Annotated in this window: 25 protein-coding genes; 13 read left to right on the forward strand and 12 right to left on the reverse strand. The window is 61.9% G+C overall.

The window, feature by feature from the left end; all coding sequences use genetic code 11:
* Positions 1-2: 2 nt before the first annotated feature.
* Complete coding sequence (locus B7Y43_RS14315; RefSeq protein ID WP_374132344.1) at positions 3-1,034, reverse strand: NAD(P)H-dependent flavin oxidoreductase; 1,032 nt, start codon at positions 1,032-1,034, stop codon at positions 3-5.
* A 118-nt stretch (positions 1,035-1,152) separates the two neighbouring features.
* Between B7Y43_RS14315 and B7Y43_RS14320 the strand changes: the two genes are divergently transcribed.
* Entirely contained in the window at positions 1,153-1,524 is a 372-nt protein-coding gene (locus tag B7Y43_RS14320; protein WP_374132345.1) for a hypothetical protein, read from the forward strand.
* Between the two features lie 3 nt (positions 1,525-1,527).
* Here the strand turns inward: B7Y43_RS14320 and B7Y43_RS14325 are convergent, their stop codons facing one another.
* Entirely contained in the window at positions 1,528-2,796 is a 1,269-nt protein-coding gene (locus B7Y43_RS14325) for an aspartate kinase (RefSeq protein ID WP_374132346.1), read from the reverse strand.
* A gap of 53 nt (positions 2,797-2,849) precedes the next feature.
* Here B7Y43_RS14325 and ubiG point away from each other — a divergent pair, with 53 nt between their 5' ends.
* Positions 2,850-3,587 carry a bifunctional 2-polyprenyl-6-hydroxyphenol methylase/3-demethylubiquinol 3-O-methyltransferase UbiG gene (ubiG, locus tag B7Y43_RS14330; protein ID WP_374132347.1) on the forward strand — a complete coding sequence of 246 codons (738 nt, stop codon included), beginning with the start codon at positions 2,850-2,852 and terminating at the stop codon, positions 3,585-3,587.
* A 396-nt stretch (positions 3,588-3,983) separates the two neighbouring features.
* Here the strand turns inward: ubiG and B7Y43_RS14335 are convergent, their stop codons facing one another.
* The 10 genes from B7Y43_RS14335 to pyrE all read right to left on the reverse strand — a co-directional run bounded on the left by B7Y43_RS14335 (position 3,984) and on the right by pyrE (position 12,528).
* Positions 3,984-5,612, reverse strand: a complete 1,629-nt coding sequence (locus tag B7Y43_RS14335) for an alkaline phosphatase (protein ID WP_374132348.1) — start codon at positions 5,610-5,612, stop codon at positions 3,984-3,986.
* Positions 5,613-5,694: 82 nt separating this feature from the next.
* On the reverse strand, positions 5,695-6,222 hold the full coding sequence (locus tag B7Y43_RS14340; RefSeq protein WP_374132349.1) for a DUF2141 domain-containing protein: 528 nt from the start codon (positions 6,220-6,222) through the stop codon (positions 5,695-5,697).
* Between the two features lie 464 nt (positions 6,223-6,686).
* A complete protein-coding gene (gene maiA / locus B7Y43_RS14345; protein WP_374132350.1) occupies positions 6,687-7,343 on the reverse strand; it encodes a maleylacetoacetate isomerase in 657 nt (218 codons plus the stop codon).
* Positions 7,340-8,452, reverse strand: a complete 1,113-nt coding sequence (locus tag B7Y43_RS14350; protein WP_374132351.1) for an AI-2E family transporter — start codon at positions 8,450-8,452, stop codon at positions 7,340-7,342. The genes maiA and B7Y43_RS14350 overlap by 4 nt, the downstream gene beginning before the upstream one ends.
* Complete coding sequence (gene lepB, locus B7Y43_RS14355) at positions 8,449-9,396, reverse strand: S26 family signal peptidase (RefSeq protein WP_374132405.1); 948 nt, start codon at positions 9,394-9,396, stop codon at positions 8,449-8,451. Before lepB ends, B7Y43_RS14350 begins: the two co-directional genes overlap by 4 nt.
* Positions 9,383-9,820 (reverse strand): holo-ACP synthase, encoded by a 438-nt coding sequence (gene acpS, locus B7Y43_RS14360; protein ID WP_374132352.1) that lies wholly within the window; start codon positions 9,818-9,820, stop codon positions 9,383-9,385. The genes lepB and acpS overlap by 14 nt, the downstream gene beginning before the upstream one ends.
* The gene (locus B7Y43_RS14365) at positions 9,817-10,104 is read right to left on the reverse strand and encodes a hypothetical protein (RefSeq protein ID WP_374132353.1); all 288 of its coding nucleotides are present in this window, start codon (positions 10,102-10,104) and stop codon (positions 9,817-9,819) included. Before B7Y43_RS14365 ends, acpS begins: the two co-directional genes overlap by 4 nt.
* A 41-nt stretch (positions 10,105-10,145) precedes the next feature.
* Complete coding sequence (locus B7Y43_RS14370) at positions 10,146-10,874, reverse strand: pyridoxine 5'-phosphate synthase (RefSeq protein WP_374132354.1); 729 nt, start codon at positions 10,872-10,874, stop codon at positions 10,146-10,148.
* A complete protein-coding gene (locus tag B7Y43_RS14375; protein ID WP_374132406.1) occupies positions 10,874-11,938 on the reverse strand; it encodes a serine hydrolase in 1,065 nt (354 codons plus the stop codon). The genes B7Y43_RS14370 and B7Y43_RS14375 overlap by 1 nt, the downstream gene beginning before the upstream one ends.
* A gap of 5 nt (positions 11,939-11,943) precedes the next feature.
* Positions 11,944-12,528, reverse strand: coding sequence for an orotate phosphoribosyltransferase (gene pyrE / locus B7Y43_RS14380; RefSeq protein WP_374132407.1), 585 nt, complete (start codon positions 12,526-12,528; stop codon positions 11,944-11,946).
* A 290-nt stretch (positions 12,529-12,818) separates the two neighbouring features.
* Here pyrE and coxB point away from each other — a divergent pair, with 290 nt between their 5' ends.
* The 11 genes from coxB to B7Y43_RS14435 all read left to right on the forward strand — a co-directional run bounded on the left by coxB (position 12,819) and on the right by B7Y43_RS14435 (position 21,955).
* The gene (coxB, locus tag B7Y43_RS14385; protein ID WP_374132355.1) at positions 12,819-13,883 is read left to right on the forward strand and encodes a cytochrome c oxidase subunit II; all 1,065 of its coding nucleotides are present in this window, start codon (positions 12,819-12,821) and stop codon (positions 13,881-13,883) included.
* Between the two features lie 4 nt (positions 13,884-13,887).
* Positions 13,888-15,567, forward strand: coding sequence for a cytochrome c oxidase subunit 1 (ctaD, locus tag B7Y43_RS14390; RefSeq protein WP_374132356.1), 1,680 nt, complete (start codon positions 13,888-13,890; stop codon positions 15,565-15,567).
* 120 nt (positions 15,568-15,687) lie between these two features.
* A complete protein-coding gene (locus tag B7Y43_RS14395) occupies positions 15,688-16,590 on the forward strand; it encodes a protoheme IX farnesyltransferase (RefSeq protein WP_374132357.1) in 903 nt (300 codons plus the stop codon).
* On the forward strand, positions 16,587-16,721 hold the full coding sequence (locus B7Y43_RS14400) for a hypothetical protein (RefSeq protein ID WP_374132358.1): 135 nt from the start codon (positions 16,587-16,589) through the stop codon (positions 16,719-16,721). Before B7Y43_RS14395 ends, B7Y43_RS14400 begins: the two co-directional genes overlap by 4 nt.
* On the forward strand, positions 16,718-17,251 hold the full coding sequence (locus tag B7Y43_RS14405) for a cytochrome c oxidase assembly protein (protein WP_374132359.1): 534 nt from the start codon (positions 16,718-16,720) through the stop codon (positions 17,249-17,251). The genes B7Y43_RS14400 and B7Y43_RS14405 overlap by 4 nt, the downstream gene beginning before the upstream one ends.
* A 37-nt stretch (positions 17,252-17,288) precedes the next feature.
* Positions 17,289-18,152: a cytochrome c oxidase subunit 3 gene (locus B7Y43_RS14410; protein ID WP_374132360.1), complete on the forward strand. Its 864-nt coding sequence runs from the start codon at positions 17,289-17,291 to the stop codon at positions 18,150-18,152.
* Positions 18,153-18,156: 4 nt separating this feature from the next.
* Positions 18,157-18,660 (forward strand): DUF3291 domain-containing protein, encoded by a 504-nt coding sequence (locus B7Y43_RS14415; protein WP_374132361.1) that lies wholly within the window; start codon positions 18,157-18,159, stop codon positions 18,658-18,660.
* Positions 18,626-19,036: a DUF983 domain-containing protein gene (locus B7Y43_RS14420; protein WP_374132408.1), complete on the forward strand. Its 411-nt coding sequence runs from the start codon at positions 18,626-18,628 to the stop codon at positions 19,034-19,036. Before B7Y43_RS14415 ends, B7Y43_RS14420 begins: the two co-directional genes overlap by 35 nt.
* Positions 19,033-19,653, forward strand: a complete 621-nt coding sequence (locus tag B7Y43_RS14425; protein ID WP_374132362.1) for an SURF1 family cytochrome oxidase biogenesis protein — start codon at positions 19,033-19,035, stop codon at positions 19,651-19,653. The genes B7Y43_RS14420 and B7Y43_RS14425 overlap by 4 nt, the downstream gene beginning before the upstream one ends.
* Positions 19,654-19,697: 44 nt before the next feature.
* Positions 19,698-21,095 carry a threonine synthase gene (gene thrC, locus B7Y43_RS14430; RefSeq protein ID WP_374132363.1) on the forward strand — a complete coding sequence of 466 codons (1,398 nt, stop codon included), beginning with the start codon at positions 19,698-19,700 and terminating at the stop codon, positions 21,093-21,095.
* Entirely contained in the window at positions 21,092-21,955 is an 864-nt protein-coding gene (locus B7Y43_RS14435; RefSeq protein ID WP_374132364.1) for a class I SAM-dependent methyltransferase, read from the forward strand. Before thrC ends, B7Y43_RS14435 begins: the two co-directional genes overlap by 4 nt.
* The last annotated feature ends 23 nt before the right edge of the window (positions 21,956-21,978 follow it).

Consider the following 21,978-nt stretch of genomic DNA (forward strand, 5'->3'; position numbering starts at 1 on the left):
TGTCAGGCTGCCCGTTTTTCCAGCGCGTGCGCGGCGTCGTCCATTAATTGTGCGATAATCTCCACAACCGGCTCTTCCTTGGTCACCATGCCGACCGATTGCCCGGCCATCAGGCTGCCATGTTCGACATCGCCATCAATCACCGCGCGGCGCAGCGCACCTGCCCAATAATGTTCGATTTGCAGCTGTGCCTCGCCCATTTCGACCGAACCGGCATCGAGCAGGGCCGCCACTTCGCGCTGCTTGGCGGTAAACAGGTCCGCCCCGGCATTTTTAAGCGCGCGCACCGGAATAACGGGCAAGCGCGGATCGATCTGGACGCTGGCAATCGCGTCGCGGGCTGAAGCCCGGAAGAACGCCTTTTTGAAATTGGCGTGCGCGATGCTCTCGGTCGCGCACGCAAAGCGCGTGCCGAGCTGGACACCGGCTGCACCCATATCGAGATACGCCGCGATCGCCTGGCCACGGCCGATGCCGCCCGCCACGAACACCGGCACCTGCTCCGCCACCTCCGGCAAAATCTCCTGCGCGAGCACGCTGGTCGATACCGGGCCGATATGGCCACCGGCCTCCATCCCCTCGACCACCAGTGCATCGACACCCGATCGGATCAGCTTTTTGGCCAGGCTGAGCGCGGGCGCAAAGCAGATCACCTTGGCCCCGCTCGCCTTGATCGCATCAAGCGCGCCCGCTGGCGGCAGGCCGCCCGCCAGCACAACATGCGTCACGCCGTGTTTGGCGCAGACGGCAATCAGATCGAATAATTGCGGATGCATCGTGATCAGGTTCACGCCAAAGGGCTTGGCCGTCAGCGTCTTGGTCGCGGCGATCTCGGCATCGAGCAGCGCGGGCGACATCGCCCCACACGCGATCAGCCCGAAACCGCCCGCGTTCGAGATGGCGGAGACGAGATGCCGCTCACTCACCCACGACATCGCGCCGCAGATGATTGCAGTGTCGCTGCCAAGGAACGCCGCGCCACGCGCCATGCGGGCGGAAAGGCGCTCGGCGCCGACTGAAGAGGGACTTGTCATGGGGACGATTCCTAACGCATTTTGTGCGGCACTAGCATAAACTTCCGAAGAACGGGGAAGGTCGGCCAGGATGTCGCGGATCGCTATACTGGCTTCGATGGCTGCTCTGGCGGCATCCATGCCGACCGTTTCGATCGCCCAGGCACCCAGGAGAGCCAGTGCCGTGAGGCCCGATTACTCGCAGGTGACCAGTCTTGCCGCAGCCCGCGCGCTCGCCGCCGAGGGAAAGTTGGTGAAGATACTGCTTTTCCCCGCCGAGCTTGGCGGCGAGGACATCCCGGAAAACGTCGCCTATATTCCCCCCTACGCGGCGGAAGCCCGGCAATTGGTGATTGGCACGCTCCGCCGCTTTATGGCGGACGAACTGATCGACAAACTGGAAGTGGTGCCGGAATATCGCGGCGAGAGCTTCGTGCCAACGAAGCTGGTGATGCACGCTACCCATAGCAAAAAAAAGGGCTCGCTCCATCCCACCGTGGAAATCTGGTAGCGGTCACTCCACCACATCCTCCGCATCCAACCCGTACGCCGTGTGCAGCACGCGCACCGCCAATTCGGTATAATCCTCTTCGATCAGCACGCTGACCTTGATCTCGCTGGTGGAGATCGCCTGGATGTTGATGCCGCGATCGGCGAGTGCCTTGAACATTGCCGAGGCGACACCGGCATGGCTGCGCATCCCGACACCAACCACCGAAATCTTGGCGACCTTGCTGTCATGGACCAGGCTGGCATAGCCGATATCCTCCTTGGCCTTGGCCAGCGCATCGAGCGCGCGGGCGAGTTCGGCCTGCGGCACGGTAAAGGTCACATCGGTCGATCCGCTGTTATGCGCGATATTCTGGATGATCATGTCGACATTGATGTTGATATCAGCGAGCGGGCCGAAAATACGGGCGACGGCGCCAGGCTTGTCGGGTACCTCGATCAGCGTAATCTTGGCTTCGTTCTTGTCATGCGCGATGCCGGTGATGAGCTGGCGTTCCATATCGTCTCCGATTTCGTCGTCACCGACGATCATTGTGCCGGGCAATGTATCTGCCGTGGCTGAATTATTGGGATCATCAAAACTGGAGAGCACCTGAATGCGCACGCCCTCCTTCATCGCCAGCCCCACTGAGCGGGTCTGCAGCACTTTCGCGCCGACGCTCGCCAGCTCGAGCATTTCTTCATAGGTCACGCGGCTGAGCTTGCGTGCGCGCGGCACGATGCGCGGATCAGTCGTATAGACGCCATCGACATCGGTATAAATGTCGCAACGATCCGCCTTGACCGCTGCCGCGACCGCGACCGCCGATGTGTCCGACCCACCACGCCCCAGCGTCGAGATGCGATTGTCCTCGGCGACGCCCTGAAAACCGGGGATCACCGCCACTTCACCCGATGCCATCGCCGTGATCAGGGCATCGGCATTAATCTCGTCGATCCGCGCCGACGCATGCGCGTTAGTGGTTTGGATCGGCAATTGCCAACCGAGCCAGCTGCGCGCGGGCACGCCGATTGCCTGCAAGGCAATCGCGAGCAGGCCGCTGGTGATCTGCTCCCCCGACGCCACGACCACATCATATTCGCGGGGATCATAAAGCGAAGAGGCTTCACGGCAGAAATTCACCAGCCGGTCCGTCTCCCCCGCCATCGCCGACACGACGACCGCAACCTCATTGCCTGCTGCAACCTCACGCTTCACGCGCGCGGCAACACTGCGGATCCGCTCGATCCCGGCCATCGACGTGCCGCCGAACTTCATCACAATACGGGCCATGGAGGTCGCGCTAATCCCTTGGGTTGAGAGGGGCTGCCTGATAAGTGGGGCGCATGACGATAGCAAGCGCACCCGCAACGACGATCAATCCCCAAGAAGCCGCGCATTTCGGCGCGATGGCGGCGGACTGGTGGGACCCCAAGGGGTCATCAGCCATGCTGCACCGGCTCAATCCGGCACGGCTCGGCTATATTCGCTCGGCTGTAAATACGCATTGGCGCCTCGATGATCGCAGCTTTTCGCCACTCAGCGGCAAGACCGCGCTTGATGTCGGCTGCGGCGCGGGGTTGCTCTGCGAACCGCTCGCCCGGCTGGGGGCCAAGCTGGTCGGGCTGGATGCTGCGCCTGAAAACATCGCGGCCGCGCGCGCGCATGCCGCGCAATCGGGCCTGGCCATCGATTACCGCAGCGGCAGTGTCGAGAATCTGGGCAGCGAGCGTTTTGATCTCGTCACCTCAATGGAGGTGATTGAGCATGTCACCGATCCCGCCGCGTTCGTCGCCGGGCTGGCGGGCGCGCTGGCCGATGACGGGTTGCTGATCCTCTCCACGCCGAACCGCACCGCCATGTCACGCATTGCCCTCATCTCGATTGCCGAGGGCTTGGGCCAAATTCCGCGCGGCACGCATGATTGGGACAAGTTCCTGACGCCTGAGGAACTGACAGCAATCGTCGAGGGTGCGGGGCTGAAGGTAACGGATGTGCGGGGTCTGAGCTTTTCGCCAGCCAAGGGGTTCGTGGTCGGCGACGATTTGAAGCTCAATTATCTGATGACGGCGGTCCGCGCCTGAATTCCTGCTCGGGCCGGGAGCGGTCAGCGGAAGCGAAGATTGGTTCGCGCGGAGGCGCGGAGGCGCAGAGGCGTTGTGCCCTTGGGCGCTGGGTGCTTGCAGATCGCCGAGGATCAGCGGCTTCGCCATTTGAGCGATGCGCGTTGCGCGCTTCTATTGCCGCAGCCTCCTCCGCGTCCTCCGCGCCTCCGCGCGAACCCAATCTCGCTGGCCGCAGGAGCTGCCGTATGAGGCAGGCAATCGCGGTGCACCGTCGCAGGCGCACCGCTTGCCGCACACCGCCTCCACCCTTCGCTGAAAGCCCGAATGGTCCCCAGTTTCGGGTTGAGCATGCCCCGCATGCTCAAGGATCGTCCGGGGGACGATCCGACTCGACACTCCATGCCGGGGCGGCGTTTATGCCATAACGTTGCGGCCACGCAGCACCGTCGCGCTGTGGCCAATGCTCGCTGCCGGTGTCGGTGCCTTGATCGTGTCGACGAAGATCCAGTCGTTGCGCACCTTGGTCGGCGTGATCGTCATCGCCATATAGCCGCGGCGGCTGGTGTCGCACCATTTGAGTTCGGGATTCTGCTCGACCAGTGCTTTGGCGACGATCTTGGGATCAACGCCAAGCGCGCTTTCGAAGCCGGGTGAAGTGACCCCCTGGCCAGCGAATTCAACGCCCGCCGGCTTGCCGTCCTGCCCCAAATCATAAGCCCAGGCATTATGGCTGTCGCCCGAGATGACGATCAGGTTCGCCCCCATCTTTTGGGCCGATGTCAGGAAGCGTTTGCGCGCGGCGGGATAGCCGCCCCAGCTATCGAAATTGAACGGCAGGCCAGCCTTGGTCGCGGCAATGCCCGCATTCATATAGGCTTTAGCGCGCGGATCGGCATCGGGCGCGAGCCAGCTTGGCGCGCCAAGCGGGGTCTCCGTATTGCCCATAATCGTCCCGAAGCCGACCACCTGCCATTTGGTGCCGCCCTTCACCGAAGCGCGCATCGCGTGCGCTAGCCAATCCTCCTGCTGCGATCCCATCATCGTCGCCGCCGGGTCCTGCCAGCTGCCGTCGCGGAACTCGGCGAGCGCCTTGGCGGGATCGGGCTTGAATAAGAGCGGTGCCAGCTCGCTGGGCTTGGTGCGGCCAAGCAGACGCGTTTCGGTGCGGAACAGCGTGGCGAGCGTGCCGATCTCATAGGCCTTCCACGGCTCGTCGGACACGGGCATCCATTCGCGGTAAGCCTGGATCGCAGCAGCGCGGCGGATGCTCCACTCGCCTTCGGCTGCGGGCTGATGGTTCTGCGCACCGCCTTCCCAGCTATCATTGGTAGATTCATGATCGTCCCACTGGACGATCATTGGCACCAGGCTGTGGAGCTTCTGCAGGTCGGGGTCGCTGCGGTAGCTGGCATAGCGCAGCCGGTAGTCGGCCAGGTGGATAATCTCGGTCGCGGGCAGCGGCTGGCGACCGGCGACGGCATCCTTGGCGGCGGGGTAGCTGCCGGTCTGGTACTCGTAATAATAATCACCAAGGTGGATGGCGAGATCGATGTCGTCCCGCAGCGCCGCATGCGCATAGGCGTTAAAATAGCCAAATGGCAGGTTAGAGCACGAAAAAATCGCGGCTTTGAAGCTCGGCGCAAGGCCGGCCGGCAGCGTTTTGGTGCGACCAACGGGGGAAAAGCTGCCATCCGGCGCGACGAAGCGGAAATAATAGCGCGTACCCGGCTTCAGGCCTGCCACGGTAATCTTGGCGGTATAATCGCGCCAGGGTCCGCTGATCTGCACGCCACCCGTGACGATCCGTGCAAAATCGGCGGTTTCAGCGATTTCGGCACGCAGATGCACCGCCGCTTCATCGACGGGGACATAGCGCGTCCAGAGCAGCACCGAATCGGCGCTGGGCTCGCCGCTGGCGACCGAGTGGGTAAAACCCCGCGCCGCCTGGACACTGGGCATTTGGGCAAAGCCCGGAATCGCAAAGGCGCCAAGGCCGATCGAGCCGGTGACGATGAACGAACGACGATCGATACGGATGGCCATGCTGTCTCTCCCCTTTGAGCGATTTGCCGCCCTTGCACCGTCCATATGGACGATATGTGACAGGAAGAAACAAGCCCGGCCGCTATTCCGCCTTGTTCAGCGGCCCCAATCCGCTCAGCCCGCGCAGATACTGCGCCTTGATGGTGGTGACGGTGACGCCATCACCCACCTCAATCGTCGCGGTGGCCAGTTTGGGCTTGGCAGCACCGATCCGAATATTGCTGGGTACGCCGCCGCCATCACGCCAGAAATTGAACTTGTTCTTCCCATCCCGGTCATGCGTGAAAAACAGCGCATAATGGCCTGGCTTGGGCACCTTGATGCACAGGGTAACCGGGCCAGCCTGCGGCACCGGCGCCCAGACGCGGTGAAAAACCTTGCCAGCGGCGATCAGCAGCGAGTCATCCGCGAGGAAATCGGCTTCTGTCGCTGGATAAAGTTCCAGCTTCATCCGGCCCGAGCGATCCTTCAAGCCGACAATTTTTGCCTCAATCGCGGGGCCGCCACTCTCGCACGCAGGCGCATCCTGACCACCGACCCGCGCACCCACACCGGCAGAAACACTCAATGCAACGCAAGCCAGCGTCAGCCCCAAAAAACGATACTTCATACGCGATTCCTAACCAGCGAATACAGGCTGAACCCAATGATCAATACAGCATGAACCAGCAGCATGAGCGCCGCTCTCACCGCCATCAGTGCCAACAGCCCCACCCCTTAGCCCATCAAGCTGATCGCAAAATTGACCAAAAAAAGGTCTTTGTTCGGCACGAGCGGCGGGGTCATGAGATGTTCATTCCTAGGCATCGCCCCTTAACGCAGCAAAGCGTGGCAGCGATCCATGGGCATCGAGCGGAGCTGCCGAAATCGCGGGGGAGCGACGCTTTACGTCACTAGAGCAGCGTGCGTTTAATCTGAACCGTTCGTGCTGAGCGAAGTCGAAGCACAGGGCGCACCGCTTGGCCTTCGACTTCGCTCAGGCCGAACGGAGGTCGTTGCTGTAATTGGACCTAGAAGAATCGCTCTAGCGGCCAAAAATGTCTCGATCCCAGCACTTGGGTGGCAACGGGCCAGCTAGGGCAGGAACCGATCGGGATGCGCATCTGCAAACGCCGGTAGGGCACTCGCTGCTGCATCGGCGCGGACGAGAATAGGATATGGATCAAGCGGCAGATCAAATCGGCGGGCATTATAGAGCTGCGGCACCAGGCAGATATCGGCAAGGTTGGGCGAATCGCCGCCGAGAAAGGGCCCGGCGCTGTGCGGCACATCCGATTCTGCCAGCGCCTCCAGCGCTTGCAGTCCCAATGCCATGCTGTGCCGCCGCCAGACAGTCTTCGCCGCCTCATCTGCGCCGAATTGGTCGCCCAATTGGCGGATAAAACGCATATTACCGATCGGGTGCGTGTCGGCGGCGATCACCAGTGCCTGCGCAATCACCCGCGCGCGCGCTGCCGGTTCGCGCGGGAGCAAGGGCGGCGTTGGGCGGGTCGAGTCGAGATAGTCGATAATCGCCAGGCTCTGAATCAGCGATAGGCCGTCAATTTCGAGCGTCGGCACCTGCCCTTGCGGGTTCCGCGCGAGATTGGCGGCGCTGCCTTGTTCGTTTTCTAGCAGGTTTACCGCCACCCGCGACCACGCAATGCCCTTCAGGTTCAGCGCAATCCGCACCCGGTAACTGGCTGAGGAGCGATGATAATCAAATAATGTTGCGATTACCGGAGGGGTCATGCCGGGCCGGGAACGCCTGGGCCAGCGCCGCTGGACACCGCCACCCCGGTCGGCCCATCACCAAGGGCTGGCAGCTCAGACCCGCGTTCCAGCGCCACCTTGATCATCGCGACGATCGGATCGGCCAGCGCCAGACCAATCACGCCAAACAACGTGCTCGCCAGTATCTGGGAAGAAAGCGTCAGCGCCGGCGGCATATCCACGGTGTGCTTGGCAACGAGCGGGATCACGACATAGCCATCGAAATTCTGCACGATTAGATAGGTGGCAATCGCCCAGACGCCTTCATGCGTCCCGGCGCTAAAGCCAACCGCAACCATCAATATGCCCGTCAAAATCGCCCCGACATTGGGAATGAAGGCCAGAATGCCGGCAATAATGCCCAAAACCAGCGCCATCGGCACCCCGCCCAGCATCAACGCGAACCAGATCAGCACGCCTTCAAACGCCATGCCGAGCAACCGCCCGGCGAGCAGGCGACGCATTGTGTACGCCATCCGGCCAATCGTGATGGCGAATTCGCTGCGCAGATCCTGCGGGACCATCCATTGCAGCCCGCGCTCATAAAGCCTGGGTTCGATCGCCACGAACAGGCCGATCACCGCCACCATCACCATGCTTGTTACCGCGCCAACCGCGGTGCCGATCCAGGACGTCAGCCGTCCAAACGAGCCCAGCGCTTGCTGGATCAGACCGTTCACATCGGCTCGGCCCGGCACCATGCCATGCTCCACCGCCCAGGCGATCGCGCGCTGCGCCTGCACATCCAGCGTGGCCCGGAGTTGTGCAAATTGGTCAGCAACCTGCACTCCAGTCAAATAAATGGTACCGACCAGAAAGGCGATGCTGAACAGCATCACGATTGCCAGCCGCCAACCCCGGCCAATCGGCAAAGCGCGCCCGAGCAGCCGGACGCCGCCGTCAAGCATCGAGGCAAAAACCAGCCCGCCAAAGATGATCAGCAAGGGCTGAATCAACAGCACCATCAGCGCAATCGCTGCCGCCAGCCCCAACCAGACGGCGGCACGCTTCAATTCCTTGCGGACAAAGGGGTCGCTGAATTCGTTCGGCGCGGGGCCTGCGACGATATCGACCGGTGGTTTGCTCATAGCGCCTTGGTCGCGGCTGGCGCCCGGGCTGCAGCCGGCGCCGGCGCTAGCGGTGCGGTATTGACAGGGTCACCAGCTTGACGGGCATGGAGCGAATTGCCCGCACGGCCCGATCGAAAGGCAGTAAACCAACTAATCGGGTTCCAGCTGCTGCTGCCATCGACCGAAAAGGTAATGAATTCAGCGCGGCCGCCAAGATATTCCCAAGGCACTGGGCCACCTAGCCCCTTGTCGGGCTCGCCAAGCGCAAAACGGCTATCGGCGCTGCGGTCGCGATTATCACCCATCAGAAAAACATGGTTCGCCGGAATCTTCACGGCCGGATAATTGTCGCCGGGGCTATACCCGAGCTCGACCGTATCATAGCTCCGGCCATTGGGCAGGGTTTCGGTCACGATCGGCAAATGACAGGTAAACACGCCATCAGCGCCGGCGCGTAACGCCCCTGAATAATCAGTGCAGGTCGCATTGGCATCGACCGGAATCAGCTTTTCATGCAGCTTTCCCCGCTTCACCGCGACGCCATTCAGCAACACAACGCCGTCGCGCACTTCAATCGTATCGCCGGGCAGGCCAATCACGCGCTTGATATAATCCTCGGTCGATCCAGGCGGGGTGACGATCACGACGTCGCCGCGTTCGGGCAATCGGCCAAATAGCCGACCGGGCACGAACGGCAACAAGTGGAAGGTCGGCGAGACGAAAGAATAGCCATAGGGATATTTCGTCACCACCAGCCGGTCGCCGATCAGCAGGCCAGGCAGCATCGATTCAGACGGAATGTAAAAAGGCTTTGCCACAAAGCTGTGAAAGCCAAGCACCGCCAGGACGAGCCACAAAATGCCGCGCGCCTCACCCAACCAGTCAGTGCCCGGGTTGGCGGCGGTCGTCGCGACGGCGTCGGTTGGGCCTGCGCCGTCCATCGTCAACTCATCTCCCGGCATCATCATCGTCCCTTGAACCAATTTCAATCTTGACCGCTTCGATGATCACAAAGGCCTGCGCCCAGGGGTGATCATCGGTCAGCGTCAAATGTATGCGTGCGAGGTGGCCTTCAGGTATCATTGCGTCAAGCCTTGCCTTGGCCCCGCCGGTCAATGCCAGCGTCGGCGCGCCGCTGCGGGCATTGACCACGCCGATATCCTTCATGAACACGCCGCGTTTAAATCCCGTGCCCACCGCCTTGGAAAATGCCTCTTTGGCAGCGAAGCGTTTGGCATATGTGCCAGCGCGGGTGAACGGACGCTGACCGGCCTTGGCACGTTCAACAGCGGTAAAGACGCGCTGTTCGAAACGATCCCCAAAGCGATCGAGCGACGCCTGAATCCGCTCAATATTGCACAGATCAGATCCCAGCCCGATGATCATCGAAACCCCAGCGCAGCAAAATACAGTGCCGCGAGCGTTGGGCAGAAAAAAAGCATGACGCAAATAAATGTCGTCGCGCCGAACCGCGCCCAGCCAAGCAAGCCAAAGCCGATCATCCCAATGCTGACCACGAGCCCCGTAAAGACGCGCTCGGCCAGCACATCGATGACAGCACGCGCCGACAAATCAGGCTTCAACGCCAGCGCAACGATCAGCGGACTTGTAGCGATGGCCGTGCACAGCAGGATCTGCAAAAACACCAGCACGCGAACCGGTAACGCCATTGTTGGCTGCATTGGTCGCAACGCTTCGGACCGGCTGGCAGTCACCGGGCGGCGTCCATCGCGGCGCGCATCGCCGTCACCGCCCCGCCCAGTCCCATGAAAATCGCATCGGCGATCAACGCATGACCGATGTTCAGTTCCTTGACCTGCGGGATAGCCGCGATCGGCGCGACATTGTCGAGCGTCAGGCCATGCCCGGCATGGACTTCAATACCGTTCTTGACGGCAAGCGCCGCCGCATCCTGAAGCCGCCGCAATTCCGCCGCGCGTGCTTCGTCCGTTAGCTCGGCATAGGCGCCAGTGTGCAGCTCGATGACTGGCACGCCCAGCCGGAGCGCAGCCTCAATCTGGCGTGGATCGGGCTCGACGAATAGCGAAACGCGGATGTTTGCGCCCTTCAGCTCGCGCACCATCGGTGCCAGATGATTGTGCATACCGGCCGCATCAAGGCCGCCCTCCGTCGTGCGTTCCTCGCGCTTTTCGGGCACGATACAGGCTGCATGCGGCCGGTGCGCCAAGGCGATGCCGAGCATCTCGTCGGTCGCGGCCATTTCCAGATTGAGCGGGATCGTCAGCTCGGCCATCAGCCGGGCAATATCGTCGTCGGTAATGTGCCGCCGGTCCTCACGCAGATGCGCGGTAATACCGTCGGCCCCCGTCGCTGCGGCGACCAGCGCGGCGCGCACCGGATCAGGATAGCCGACCCCGCGCGCGTTGCGCACGGTCGCCACGTGATCGATATTGACGCCTAAACGCAGATACTCGTGCATTACTTCACCCCTGAGCAGGCCGCCGCTGCGAGCAGATCATGGCTGAACCCTTGGCCCTGCCACACCTCGCCAAACGCAAAGTCTGCACGATCGACGAAAATTATGGCAACAATATCGGCGTCGGGCAGAATGAAGTTGCGCACTTCCACCCCGCCGATCGCCCCGCGCCGCTCAATGATCCGAACAGGCGCCGCGCAGCCCTTGAGCGGCGCGGAAAATGCCCATTGCCCAAGCGCAATTGCGCCCAGTTGCGGCTGCCCGTCCCACATTTCGGCACGCGCAGAATCGGGCAGCAATTTGCCGGTCATCAATGCACGATCGAATTTCCACAGATCCGCCAGCGTCCCGTAAAGACCGGCCGATGCGCCAAAGGCGTTCAGGTCTATCCCGGCTTCAGGTCTGCCATTGATCGTCCCCGGCACGATCAACTTGCCGGTCGGAAAGGCACCCAGCGATGTGAGGCCAAGCGGCTTGGCGATGCGCTGCTGCACCAGCCGCTGCCACGGCTTGCCCGTAACCGCCTCCAGCAACGCACCGGCAACGATGTAATCGCAATTATTATATTCCCAATTGCCCCCCGGCGCGCGCTTGACCGGCCCGGCACAATAACCGGTCAGCGGATCACGGCTGCCGGTATAGCCTGGCGCATCATATGCGGGCACTGACTCCGGTGTTGCGGCGGTATCATCGGGATTGGGCAGGCCCGATTGGTGACGCAACAGCTGGCGCACGGTCACCAGCCCGGCATTGGCGCTTTTGAACTTGGGCAAATAGGCCGCAACCGGCTTGTCGAGATCGATTTGTCCCTTGGCCACTTCCTGCAGCACCAATGTCGCCACGACCTGTTTGGTCACCGACGCCCAGCGCCAGAGGTTCTGTTTCGCGACGGGCCAGGTGTGGTGCGTCGCGCTGAAGACAATTTTGTCGCCCTTACTCGTCAAAACATCGCCAAAGGCCTCGATGTTGCTGGCGCTGACGACCGCCTCGACTGCTTTGGCATCGGCACGCGGCTCCGTCGCGCCCGCCGCTGCGCTCAGCGCAATCGCCAGCGCGGCGACTACCATGCACTTCACGTCGCCAGCCCCCGGCTGCCCGGTTTGATTGCCGGAATCGCCGCAAGTTCGGGCGGCAGCGCATCGGCAGGATAGCTTGGAATATCGAGCGTACACAACGCAACCAGCGGCACGCCGATATCGGCGGTGCCGTTCGATCGATCGATCAGACAGGCTGCACCAAGCAACTGGCCCGGATAATCGCGGATCGCTGCGATGCATTCGCGCGACGACAGGCCGGTGGTGACCAGATCCTCGACCATCACGACGCGGGCACCGGCCGGAATCTCAAAATTGCGACGCAGCTGGAACACGCCATTATCGCGTTCGACGAACACGGCATTGCACCCAAGCGCGCGCGCGGTTTCATAACCGGGGATGATTCCCCCAATTGCCGGCGACACGATCAGATCGACCTGCCCAAATTGGGCGGTGATCTTTTCAGCGAGCGCAGCGCAGAGCCGCGCGGTGCGCACCGGATCCTGAAACACCAGCATTTTTTGCAGAAAAACCGGCGAGCGCAAACCCGATGACAGGATAAAATGTCCCTCTAGCAGGGCACCCGCCTCCCGAAATTCGGCCAGCACCTCGTCTTGCGTCATCATGCCATTAATCCTTGCTGGCGGGCCTTGCAGGCTTTTGACCTTGGGGACTGTCGCGCGGCGTGATAGGATTGGGATGGCAGCGGCGCAACGCTCGTTAAGGACGCATGCGCCAAAAAAGGCTGCGAAAAGCTTGAGGCCAGAGGACCTCCTGCGTATAGGCCCCGTCTAAAGGGCGTATCCCGGCTTAGGCGAGGGACTGGTAAGACCCATTAAACTGCACCGAACAAACATTAAGGTGACGATTCGAAATGCGAAATACCGGGCGTAAAACGGGGGTAAGATCACTCATGCTGGCGGTCGGGCTTGTGCTCGGCAGCGTCGGCCTGGTCGGCGCTCAGGCGGCGGCACCACAGATGACTGCTCAGCAGGAACCAGCCACAACGCCCGCAACCGGCGTGACGGTGGCGGCACCAACCGCTGCGCCTGCCGAAGCTGCAGCGCCCGCCACAACGGCAACCGATCCGCTACTGGCGCTAGATGGTGGCCCGGATATCCAGCCCGTCGCCGGAGTCGGCCAGCCAACCGACAAGTTCATCGGCGTCCAAGCTCAGGTGACGCCGACCGGTCGGCGCGCTGCCTGGATGCATGATGACATTCTGGTGCCTGTGATCACCGTCATTTCGGTTTTTGTGCTGTTGCTGCTGCTCTGGGTGATGTTCCGGTATCGGCGCGCTGCGAATCCAGTGGCGTCGAAGACATCGCACAATACGCTCATCGAAGTCATTTGGACCTTGGCCCCGGTCGTCATCCTGGTGCTGATCGCGGTGCCATCGATCGGCCTGCTCCAGGCGCAGTATAAGCCAGCCCCGGCCAATGCGATCACCCTTAAGGCGATCGGCAACCAATGGTATTGGTCTTATCAATATCCCGACAATGGCGGCTTTGAAATCACGTCGAACATGCTGAAGGAAAAGGGCATGACGACGGGTGAGGAACGCGCCCGCACCGACGCCGATGGCCCGCCGCTGCTCGCCACCGACAACCGCATCGTCCTGCCTGTTGGCGTGCCAATCCGCCTGCTGACGACGTCGAACGACGTGATCCACGCCTGGGCAATGCCTGCCTTCTGGATCAAGCTTGATGCCGTCCCCGGCAAGATCAACGAAACCAGCTTCATCATTGAAAAGCCAGGCGTCTATTTCGGCCAGTGCTCTGAACTGTGCGGCGCGCGCCATGGCTTCATGCCGATTACGGTTGCCGCCGTTGACAAGGCAACCTTTGACAAGTGGGTCGTCGCCAAGGGTGGTTCGGTAAAGGGCGCCGCTGCGCCAGCCGCCGCCCCTGCCGCGACCGCCGCTCCAACCACCGATGCAGCGGCCGCGCCCGCCGCAGCCCCGCAAGCGGACCAGTAAACTCATGACCGATACCGCCCTCAACCCGTCCGCCTTCCAGGCCCATGACGATCACGCGCATCATCACGATGCTGATCATAAGCCCGGTTTCTTCGCGCGTTGGTTCATGTCGACCAACCACAAGGACATCGGCACCCTCTATCTGATCTTCGCGATCGTCGCGGGCATCATCGGCGGCGCGATTTCGGGCCTGATGCGCGCCGAACTCGCGCATCCGGGCATCCAGTATCTCGGCTATTGGGCGACCTTCCTGCCCGGCGGCGAAGCGGGCCTCGATCATTCACTTCATCTGTGGAATGTGCTCATCACCGCGCACGGGCTGATCATGGTTTTCTTCATGGTGATGCCGGCGATGATCGGTGGCTTCGGCAACTGGTTCGTGCCGATCATGATTGGCGCGCCGGATATGGCGTTCCCGCGCATGAATAACATTTCGTTCTGGCTGCTGATCCCGTCCTTCACGCTGCTGCTCGCTTCGCCCTTCTTCGGCGGCGCGGGCACCGGCTGGACGGTCTATGCCCCGCTTTCCACTTATGGTGAGCCAGGGCCTGCGGTCGATATGGCGATCCTGTCGCTCCATCTGGCGGGCGCGAGCTCGATCCTGGGGGCGATCAACTTCATCACCACCATCTTCAACATGCGCGCACCGGGGATGACCCTGCACAAAATGCCGCTGTTTGTTTGGTCAGTGCTGGTCACCGCCTTCCTGCTGCTGCTGGCCTTGCCGGTGCTGGCTGCCGCCATCACGATGTTGCTGACCGACCGTAATTTCGGCACCACCTTCTTCGATCCCGCCGGTGGCGGCGATCCGGTGCTCTACCAGCATCTGTTCTGGTTCTTCGGTCACCCTGAAGTGTACATCATGATTTTGCCGGGCTTCGGCATCGTCAGCCAGATCATCTCGACCTTCTCGAAAAAGCCCGTCTTCGGCTATCTCGGCATGGCCTATGCCATGGTCGCGATCGGCGTCGTCGGCTTCGTCGTTTGGGCGCACCACATGTTCACGACCGGCCTTTCGGTCAATGTGAAGATGTACTTCACCGCTGCCACCATGGTGATCGCGGTGCCGACCGGCATCAAAATCTTCAGCTGGATCGCGACGATGTGGGGCGGTTCGCTCAGCTTCAAGACGCCGATGCTGTGGTCGATCGGCTTCATCTTCATGTTCACCGTCGGCGGCGTGACCGGCGTCGTGCTCGCCAATGGCGGCATCGACGATTACATGCAGGACACCTATTATGTGGTGGCGCATTTCCATTATGTGCTGTCGCTGGGCGCGGTGTTCAGCCTGTTCGCTGGCTTCACTTACTGGTTCCCGAAAATGTCGGGCAAGATGATGAACGAAGCGCTCGGCCAGCTGCACTTCTGGATGTTCTTCGCGGGCGTGAACCTGCTGTTCTTCCCGATGCATTTCCTGGGCCTGCAGGGCATGCCGCGCCGCATCCCTGATTATTCGCCAGCCTATGCCACCTATAATTACTGGGCGACTGTCGGGTATATGGTCATGGCAACGAGCATGATCATCTTCTTCGTCAACCTGTTCTGGTCGCTCACGTCGGGCAAAAAGGCTGGCAACAACCCCTGGGGCGAGGGCGCCACGACGCTGGAATGGACCTTGTCCAGCCCGCCGCCGTTCCACCAGTTCGAAACCCTGCCCGTGATTGACGACAGCCACGGGCATTGATGCTGCATTCCCCTCCCGCCAGCGGGAGGGGGCAAGGGAGGGCCCGAACAGGGCCGGTGCCCTCCTCACGTAAACGCCCTCCCCCGACCCCTCCTGCTGGCAGGAGGGGAGGAAAAAGACATGACGACGACAACGCTCTCCCCTTCCATCCTAGCCGATTGGCGGGATTTCCTCGCGCTTACCAAACCGCGGGTGATGCGTTCGGTCGTCTTTACCGGGCTGTGCGGCATGTTGGTCGCGCCCGTCGCGCTACCCCCCGCAATCGGCTTTACCGCCATTCTGGCCATCGCGCTCGCCGCTGGGGCCGCTGGTACGCTCAACCAATGGTATGAGGCGGACATTGATGCGCTGATGAAGCGCACCGCCAAGCGCCCGCTTGCGGCTGGCCGGATGGACCCCGAAAGCGCGCTTCACTTCGGCATCGGCGTTGGCGTGTTCAGCGTGCTGCTGATGGGGCTGGTCGTCAATCTGATCGCTGCGGCCTTTCTGGCGGTGTCGATCCTGTTTTATGTGGTCATCTACACGATCGGGCTGAAGCGCTATACGCCGCAGAACATCGTCATCGGTGGCGCGGCCGGCGCGTTTCCGCCGCTCATTGGCTGGGTAGCAGCGACGGGCAGCCTGTCGCTGCTGCCAATCCTGATGTTCGCGCTGATCTTCCTCTGGACCCCGCCGCATAGCTGGGCACTCGCGCTGTTGATTCGGGACGATTATGCCAAGGGCGGCGTGCCGATGATGCCGGTCGTTGCTGGTGCGCGTACCACCCGTTGGCAGATGCTCGGCTATGCCGTCGCCATGGCGATCGTGGCCGTTGCGCCCTGGCCGCTTGGCCTGGCGGGGGGCCTTTACGGGGTGGTCGCAATGATCGCCTCTGCAATTTTTGTCGGCCTTACCGGATGGGTGGTGGCGGTCGCTGCCCCAACGCCCGCGACGATGAAGCCCGAACGCATGCTGTTCGTCTATTCGATCGGCTATATCCTGGCGATGTTCGCCGCCCTTGTTGTTGATCGGTGGATGGCATGACCCCGGACGAAGAAAAGCTGGTCCGCGCGCGGCAGAAGTCACGGTCGCTGGTGATGGCACTGGTGCTCGGCGGCCTGGTCGTGCTGTTTTTCGTGGTGACGATCGCGAAGATCCAGGCGGGCCATTCGTGAACCGTAACCTGCGCACCGGTATCCTCGCCGCCTTTGGTGTGTGCTGCATGACGGGCCTCGGCTTTGCCAGCGTGCCGCTTTATCGCATTTTCTGCGAGGCAACCGGGCTGAACGGGACGACGCAGCGCGGGCGTGAAGCGCCGGGTGCAGTGAACAAAACCGTGCGCGTCGATTTCGACACCAATGTCAGCCCCAAACTGGCTTGGGTGTTCAAACCCGAACAACCCGCCGTCACGGTAACGGTCGGCGCGCGGCAGATGGCGTTTTTCACCGCCACCAACACATCCGATCATGACATCACCGGCACCGCGACCTTCAATGTCGCGCCGGCACAGGCGGGAAAATATTTCAGTAAGATTCAGTGTTTCTGCTTCAGCCAGCAAACGCTGAAACCCAATGAAACGGTGCGGATGCCGGTCATCTTTTTCGTCGATCCAAAGATGCTCAAGGATCCCGACGCAACCGCTATCGACACGATCACGCTCAGCTATACATTTTACCCGGTGGATTCCGCGAAAGCCGCAGGCTAGAGGGCATTCCATCAGCTTATAACGGGAAACGACGACCATGGCCGGCGCCAAAAATCACGATTACCACATCCTACCGCCCAGCATCTGGCCCTTCATGGGCGCGATGGCCGCGCTCGCGCTGGCTGTTGGCGGCATCATGTGGATGCACAAGGCGCCTAGCGGTGGTCTGGTCTTTTATCTTGGCCTGGCTGGCGTGCTCGCAACGATGTTCCTGTGGTGGCGGGACGTGATCAAGGAAGCGCATTCGGGCGATCACACCCCAGTGGTGCAGTTGCATCTGCGCTACGGCATGATCCTGTTCATTGCTTCCGAAGTCATGTTCTTCGTTGGCTGGTTCTGGGCATTTTTCGATTTCTCGCTGTTCCCCGCCCCCGTCGAAGTGATTGGCGGCGAAGTGACGCGGATCGCCGAGACGGTAAAGAACGTCGCTGGCCAATGGCCGCCCAAGGGCCTGGAAGTCATCAGCCCCTGGGGCCTGCCGCTCGTCAACACCGTCATCCTGCTGCTGTCGGGCACCACCGTTACCTGGGCGCATCACGCGCTGATCCATGGTGACCGCGACGGGCTGAAAAAAGGCCTGTGGATCACGATCGCGCTCGGCGCGCTGTTCAGCCTCATCCAGGGCTATGAATATGCCGAAGCGCCGTTCCACTTTGCGGGGCTGAACTTTGGCGCGTCCTTCTTCATGGCGACTGGGTTCCACGGCTTCCACGTGCTGATCGGCACGATCTTCCTGATCGTGTGCCAGATCCGCGTCTATCAGGGCCACTTCACTCCACGCCAGCATTTCGGCTTTGAAGCAGCGGCTTGGTATTGGCATTTCGTCGATGTGGTCTGGTTGTTCCTGTTCGTCTCGGTCTATGTCTGGGGCGGCGCGGGCGCACCCGTCCATGGTGGCTGATGCGATGAGCGACTGGTATATCGCGCAAGTGAATATTGGTCGCTTGATCGCGCCATGGCCCGATCCGCGCGTTCTCCCGTTTTTTGAGGCACTGGATCGGATCAATACCCTGGCTGAGCAATCACCGGGATTTGTCTGGCGGCTCCAGGACGAAGCAGGCAATGCGATGGGGATAAGCTATGCGCCCGATCCCTTGCTGGCAGTGAACATGTCGGTCTGGCGCGATTCCGATTCGCTTTTCGATTTCGTCTATCGAAGCGCCCACACGCCGGAAATGGCGCGTCGGCGCGAATATTTCGATCGGTTCGATGGCGCCTATCAGGCGCTCTGGTGGATTGAAGCCGGCACATTGCCGACGATCAACGATGCGTTGTCGCGGCTCTGGATGCTCGATCGGTTTGGGCCGTCCCAGCATGCCTTTACCTTCAAGGCACGCTTCCCGATCCCAGGCATTGCAGGTCCGCCAGTTGATTATAAGCCCGATCCCTGGTGCGTCGGCCGCGCCTGATCAATCACCTTCCAGCCCAGCGCCGCTCCAGGCCGCGCTGCACGGCCTTTGCCCTCGCTGCGGGGCCAGGACGCTCTATGTCGGCTGGATCAGATTTGCCGATCGCTGCACAAATTGCGGGCTCGATCTGACTGCATTCAATGTAGGCGACGGGCCAGCTGCCTTTCTCACGCTGATTATCGGCGCGATCGTGATGATCGGCGCGGTGACGCTCACACTCACCCTGGCGCCGCCAATCTGGGTACACCTGCTGATCTGGACCCCGCTAACCGCGATTGGCGTAGTCGGAGCGCTCCGCATCTCAAAGGGCGCGTTGATCAGCCTGGAATATCGCAACAGGGCCAGCGAAGGCCGAATCAAGAAGCCAGACGCATGAAGCGCGTGCCGATTGTCGCGACCTTGATCGTTGTGTTGGCAGTAGCGGCGATGATTGCGCTCGGCTGCTGGCAAATCTTCGATCGGCTACCCAAGAAAGAGGCATTTCTCGCTCAGCTCGCCGCCAATCCAGCGCGCCCGCCAGTCGCCTTTCCCGCCATCCCAACCGACAAATCGCTGCTCTATCGCCGCACCAATGCCTTTTGCCTGGAACCGACCCGTTGGCAGACGGAGGGCGCGGGCCGCTTTGGCTGGCGGTTTATCGCCCAATGCCGCACCGGTGCCGAAGGGCCTGGGTTCGCCGTCGAAATCGGCATTTCGCGCGACCCCAATGCCAAGCCTTTGTGGCGCGGTGGCGAGGTCAGCGGGATCATCGCGCTCGCGCCCGTGCATCGCAGCCTGATCGGCAATTTGTTCGACAAGACGCCCGATACGCTGATGATCGTCGCCGATACACCGCCGCCGGGCTTCACCCGTGCGCCGCGCCCGACGATCGACTCGATCCCTAACAACCATCTCGCTTATGGCGTCCAGTGGTTCCTGTTCGCCGGAATCGCGCTGGCAATTTACGCCCTCGCGCTACGCCGACGCTGGCGCGACGACGGCCCGGCTGCCTGAGCGATGCTTGTGCCGCAGGGAACGCCCGGTTAACGCGCTTGGCCATGCGCTATATCAGCACCAGGGGGACGGCCCCCATCCTCGATTTCGAACAGGTCACGCTGGCAGGTCTTGCCAGCGATGGCGGTCTTTACCTGCCTGAGGCATGGCCGCAGGTAACCGCCGACGAAATCGCTGGGCTGCGCGGACTTTCCTATGTCGATACCGCCGTCGCGGTGATGGCGCCGTTCATTGGCGACACAATGACGCAGGAAGAACTGAAGGCCATGTGCACTCAGGCCTATGGCCGCTTCGCCCATGCCGCCGTCGCGCCGCTGGTTCAGCTTGATCAACGCCACTGGCTGCTCGAACTCTTCCACGGGCCGACGCTTGCTTTCAAGGATGTCGCGCTCCAGCTGGTCGGGCTGTTGTTCGAACGGTTTCTGGCCGGCACGGACAAGCAGTTGACGGTGATTGGCGCGACCAGCGGCGATACCGGATCGGCCGCGATTGATGCGCTGGCCGGGCGGATGGGCGTCGAGGTCTTCATGCTCCATCCCAAAGGCCGCGTTTCAGACGTCCAGCGCCGCCAGATGACGACGGTGCTCGCCCCCAATATCCACAATATCGCGCTGGAGGGCGCGAGCTTCGACGATGCGCAGGCGTTGGTGAAGGCAATGTTCAACGATGCTGATTTTTCCGGGCGCTTCGCCCTGTCAGCAGTGAACTCGATCAACTGGGCGCGGCTGATGGCGCAGATCGTCTATTATTTCTACGCTGCGGTCCGATTGGGCGCACCCGAACGTCCAATCGCCTTTTCTGTGCCGACGGGCAATTTCGGGGATGTCTTTGCCGGCTATGTCGCTGCCAAAATGGGCCTGCCGATCGCCAAGCTGATCGTCGCCACCAACGTCAATGACATTCTCCACCGCGCGCTCAGCACCGGGGATTATAGCCAGGGGACGGTGGTGCCGACGCCGAGCCCGTCAATGGACATTCAGGTCAGCAGCAATTTCGAACGCCTATTGTTCGATCTGGGCGGGCGCGACGGCCCAGCGCTGGCCGCCCAGTTGCACGGTTTTGAGAGCAGCAAGGCCATGCGGCTCACCAATGCTCAGCTCCAAGGCGCGGCTACGCTGTTCACCAGCGACCGGATCGGGCTGGACGATATGGCGCTGGCGATGCGCTGGGCGCATAGCGATGCCGGGCAGACGATTGATCCCCACAGCGCGATCGGTCTGGCCGCTGCGCGCCGCGCCGATCTGGGCGATGTGCCAGTGGTCACGCTTGCCACCGCGCACCCGGCCAAATTTGGCGATGCTGTTGAGCGGGCCACCGGCATGCGGCCAGCCCTGCCGGCCCGGATCGGCAATCTGTATGATCGCGAGGAGCGATTTGCCAGCCTGCCCACCCGCTTCGCCGACGTAACCGAATACATCGCTGCAAGGGCAACACCGCGGTGACGCTGATCACGCTGATCGGCGAACCCTGGGCAGATTACGGCCTGGTTGATAGCGGCGATGGCCGCAAGCTGGAGCGCTATGGCCGCTTCCGCTTCATTCGCCCTGAACCGCAAGCGATGTGGGCACCCGCATCGGACCATTGGGAGGCCGATGGCGACTTTATCGGTGCGTCTGATGAAGAGGGTGGCGGGCGCTGGCATCTGTCCAAAGACGTCCCGCGCGGCGGCTGGCATATCCGCTGGGAGGAGCTGCTTTTCCTTGCCCAGAACACCCCCTTCCGCCACCTCGCCTTCTTCCCGGATATGGCCCCGCAATGGGCCTGGATGCGGGATCATGTTGCCGAGGGCGACGAGGTCCTGAATCTGTTCGGCTATACTGGTGTCGGCACGCTTGCCTTGGCAGCAAAGGGCGCGCGGATGACGCATGTCGATGCGTCGAAAAAATCAGTTGAAGCGGGCAAGGCCAACGCCTTTCTCTCCGACATGGCCGATCGACCGATCCGCTGGATGGTCGATGACGCCGCCAAATTCACGGCGCGCGAAGTGCGGCGTGGCAAGCGTTATGACGGTATCTTCCTCGATCCCCCCAAATTCGGGCGCGGGCCCACGGGTGAAATCTGGCGGCTGGAAGAAAATCTGCCCGCGCTCATCACTGATTGCCGGGCGCTGATGGATGCCGACAGCAAATTCCTGGTGCTGACGGTGTACGCGGTGCGCATGTCGGCGCTAGCGATCGGCGAGCTCCTCCGCCAGGCGATGACCGATCTGGGCGGTACGGTGGAGGTCGGCGAAATGGCCGTGCGCGAAGAAGCGCGCGGGTTGTTGCTCCCCACCGCGATCTTTGCGCGGTGGACGCGGTAAAGTAGGGCTTAGGCCCGTGCTTT

This window comes from Sphingomonas sp. 28-62-20, from assembly GCF_002281505.1.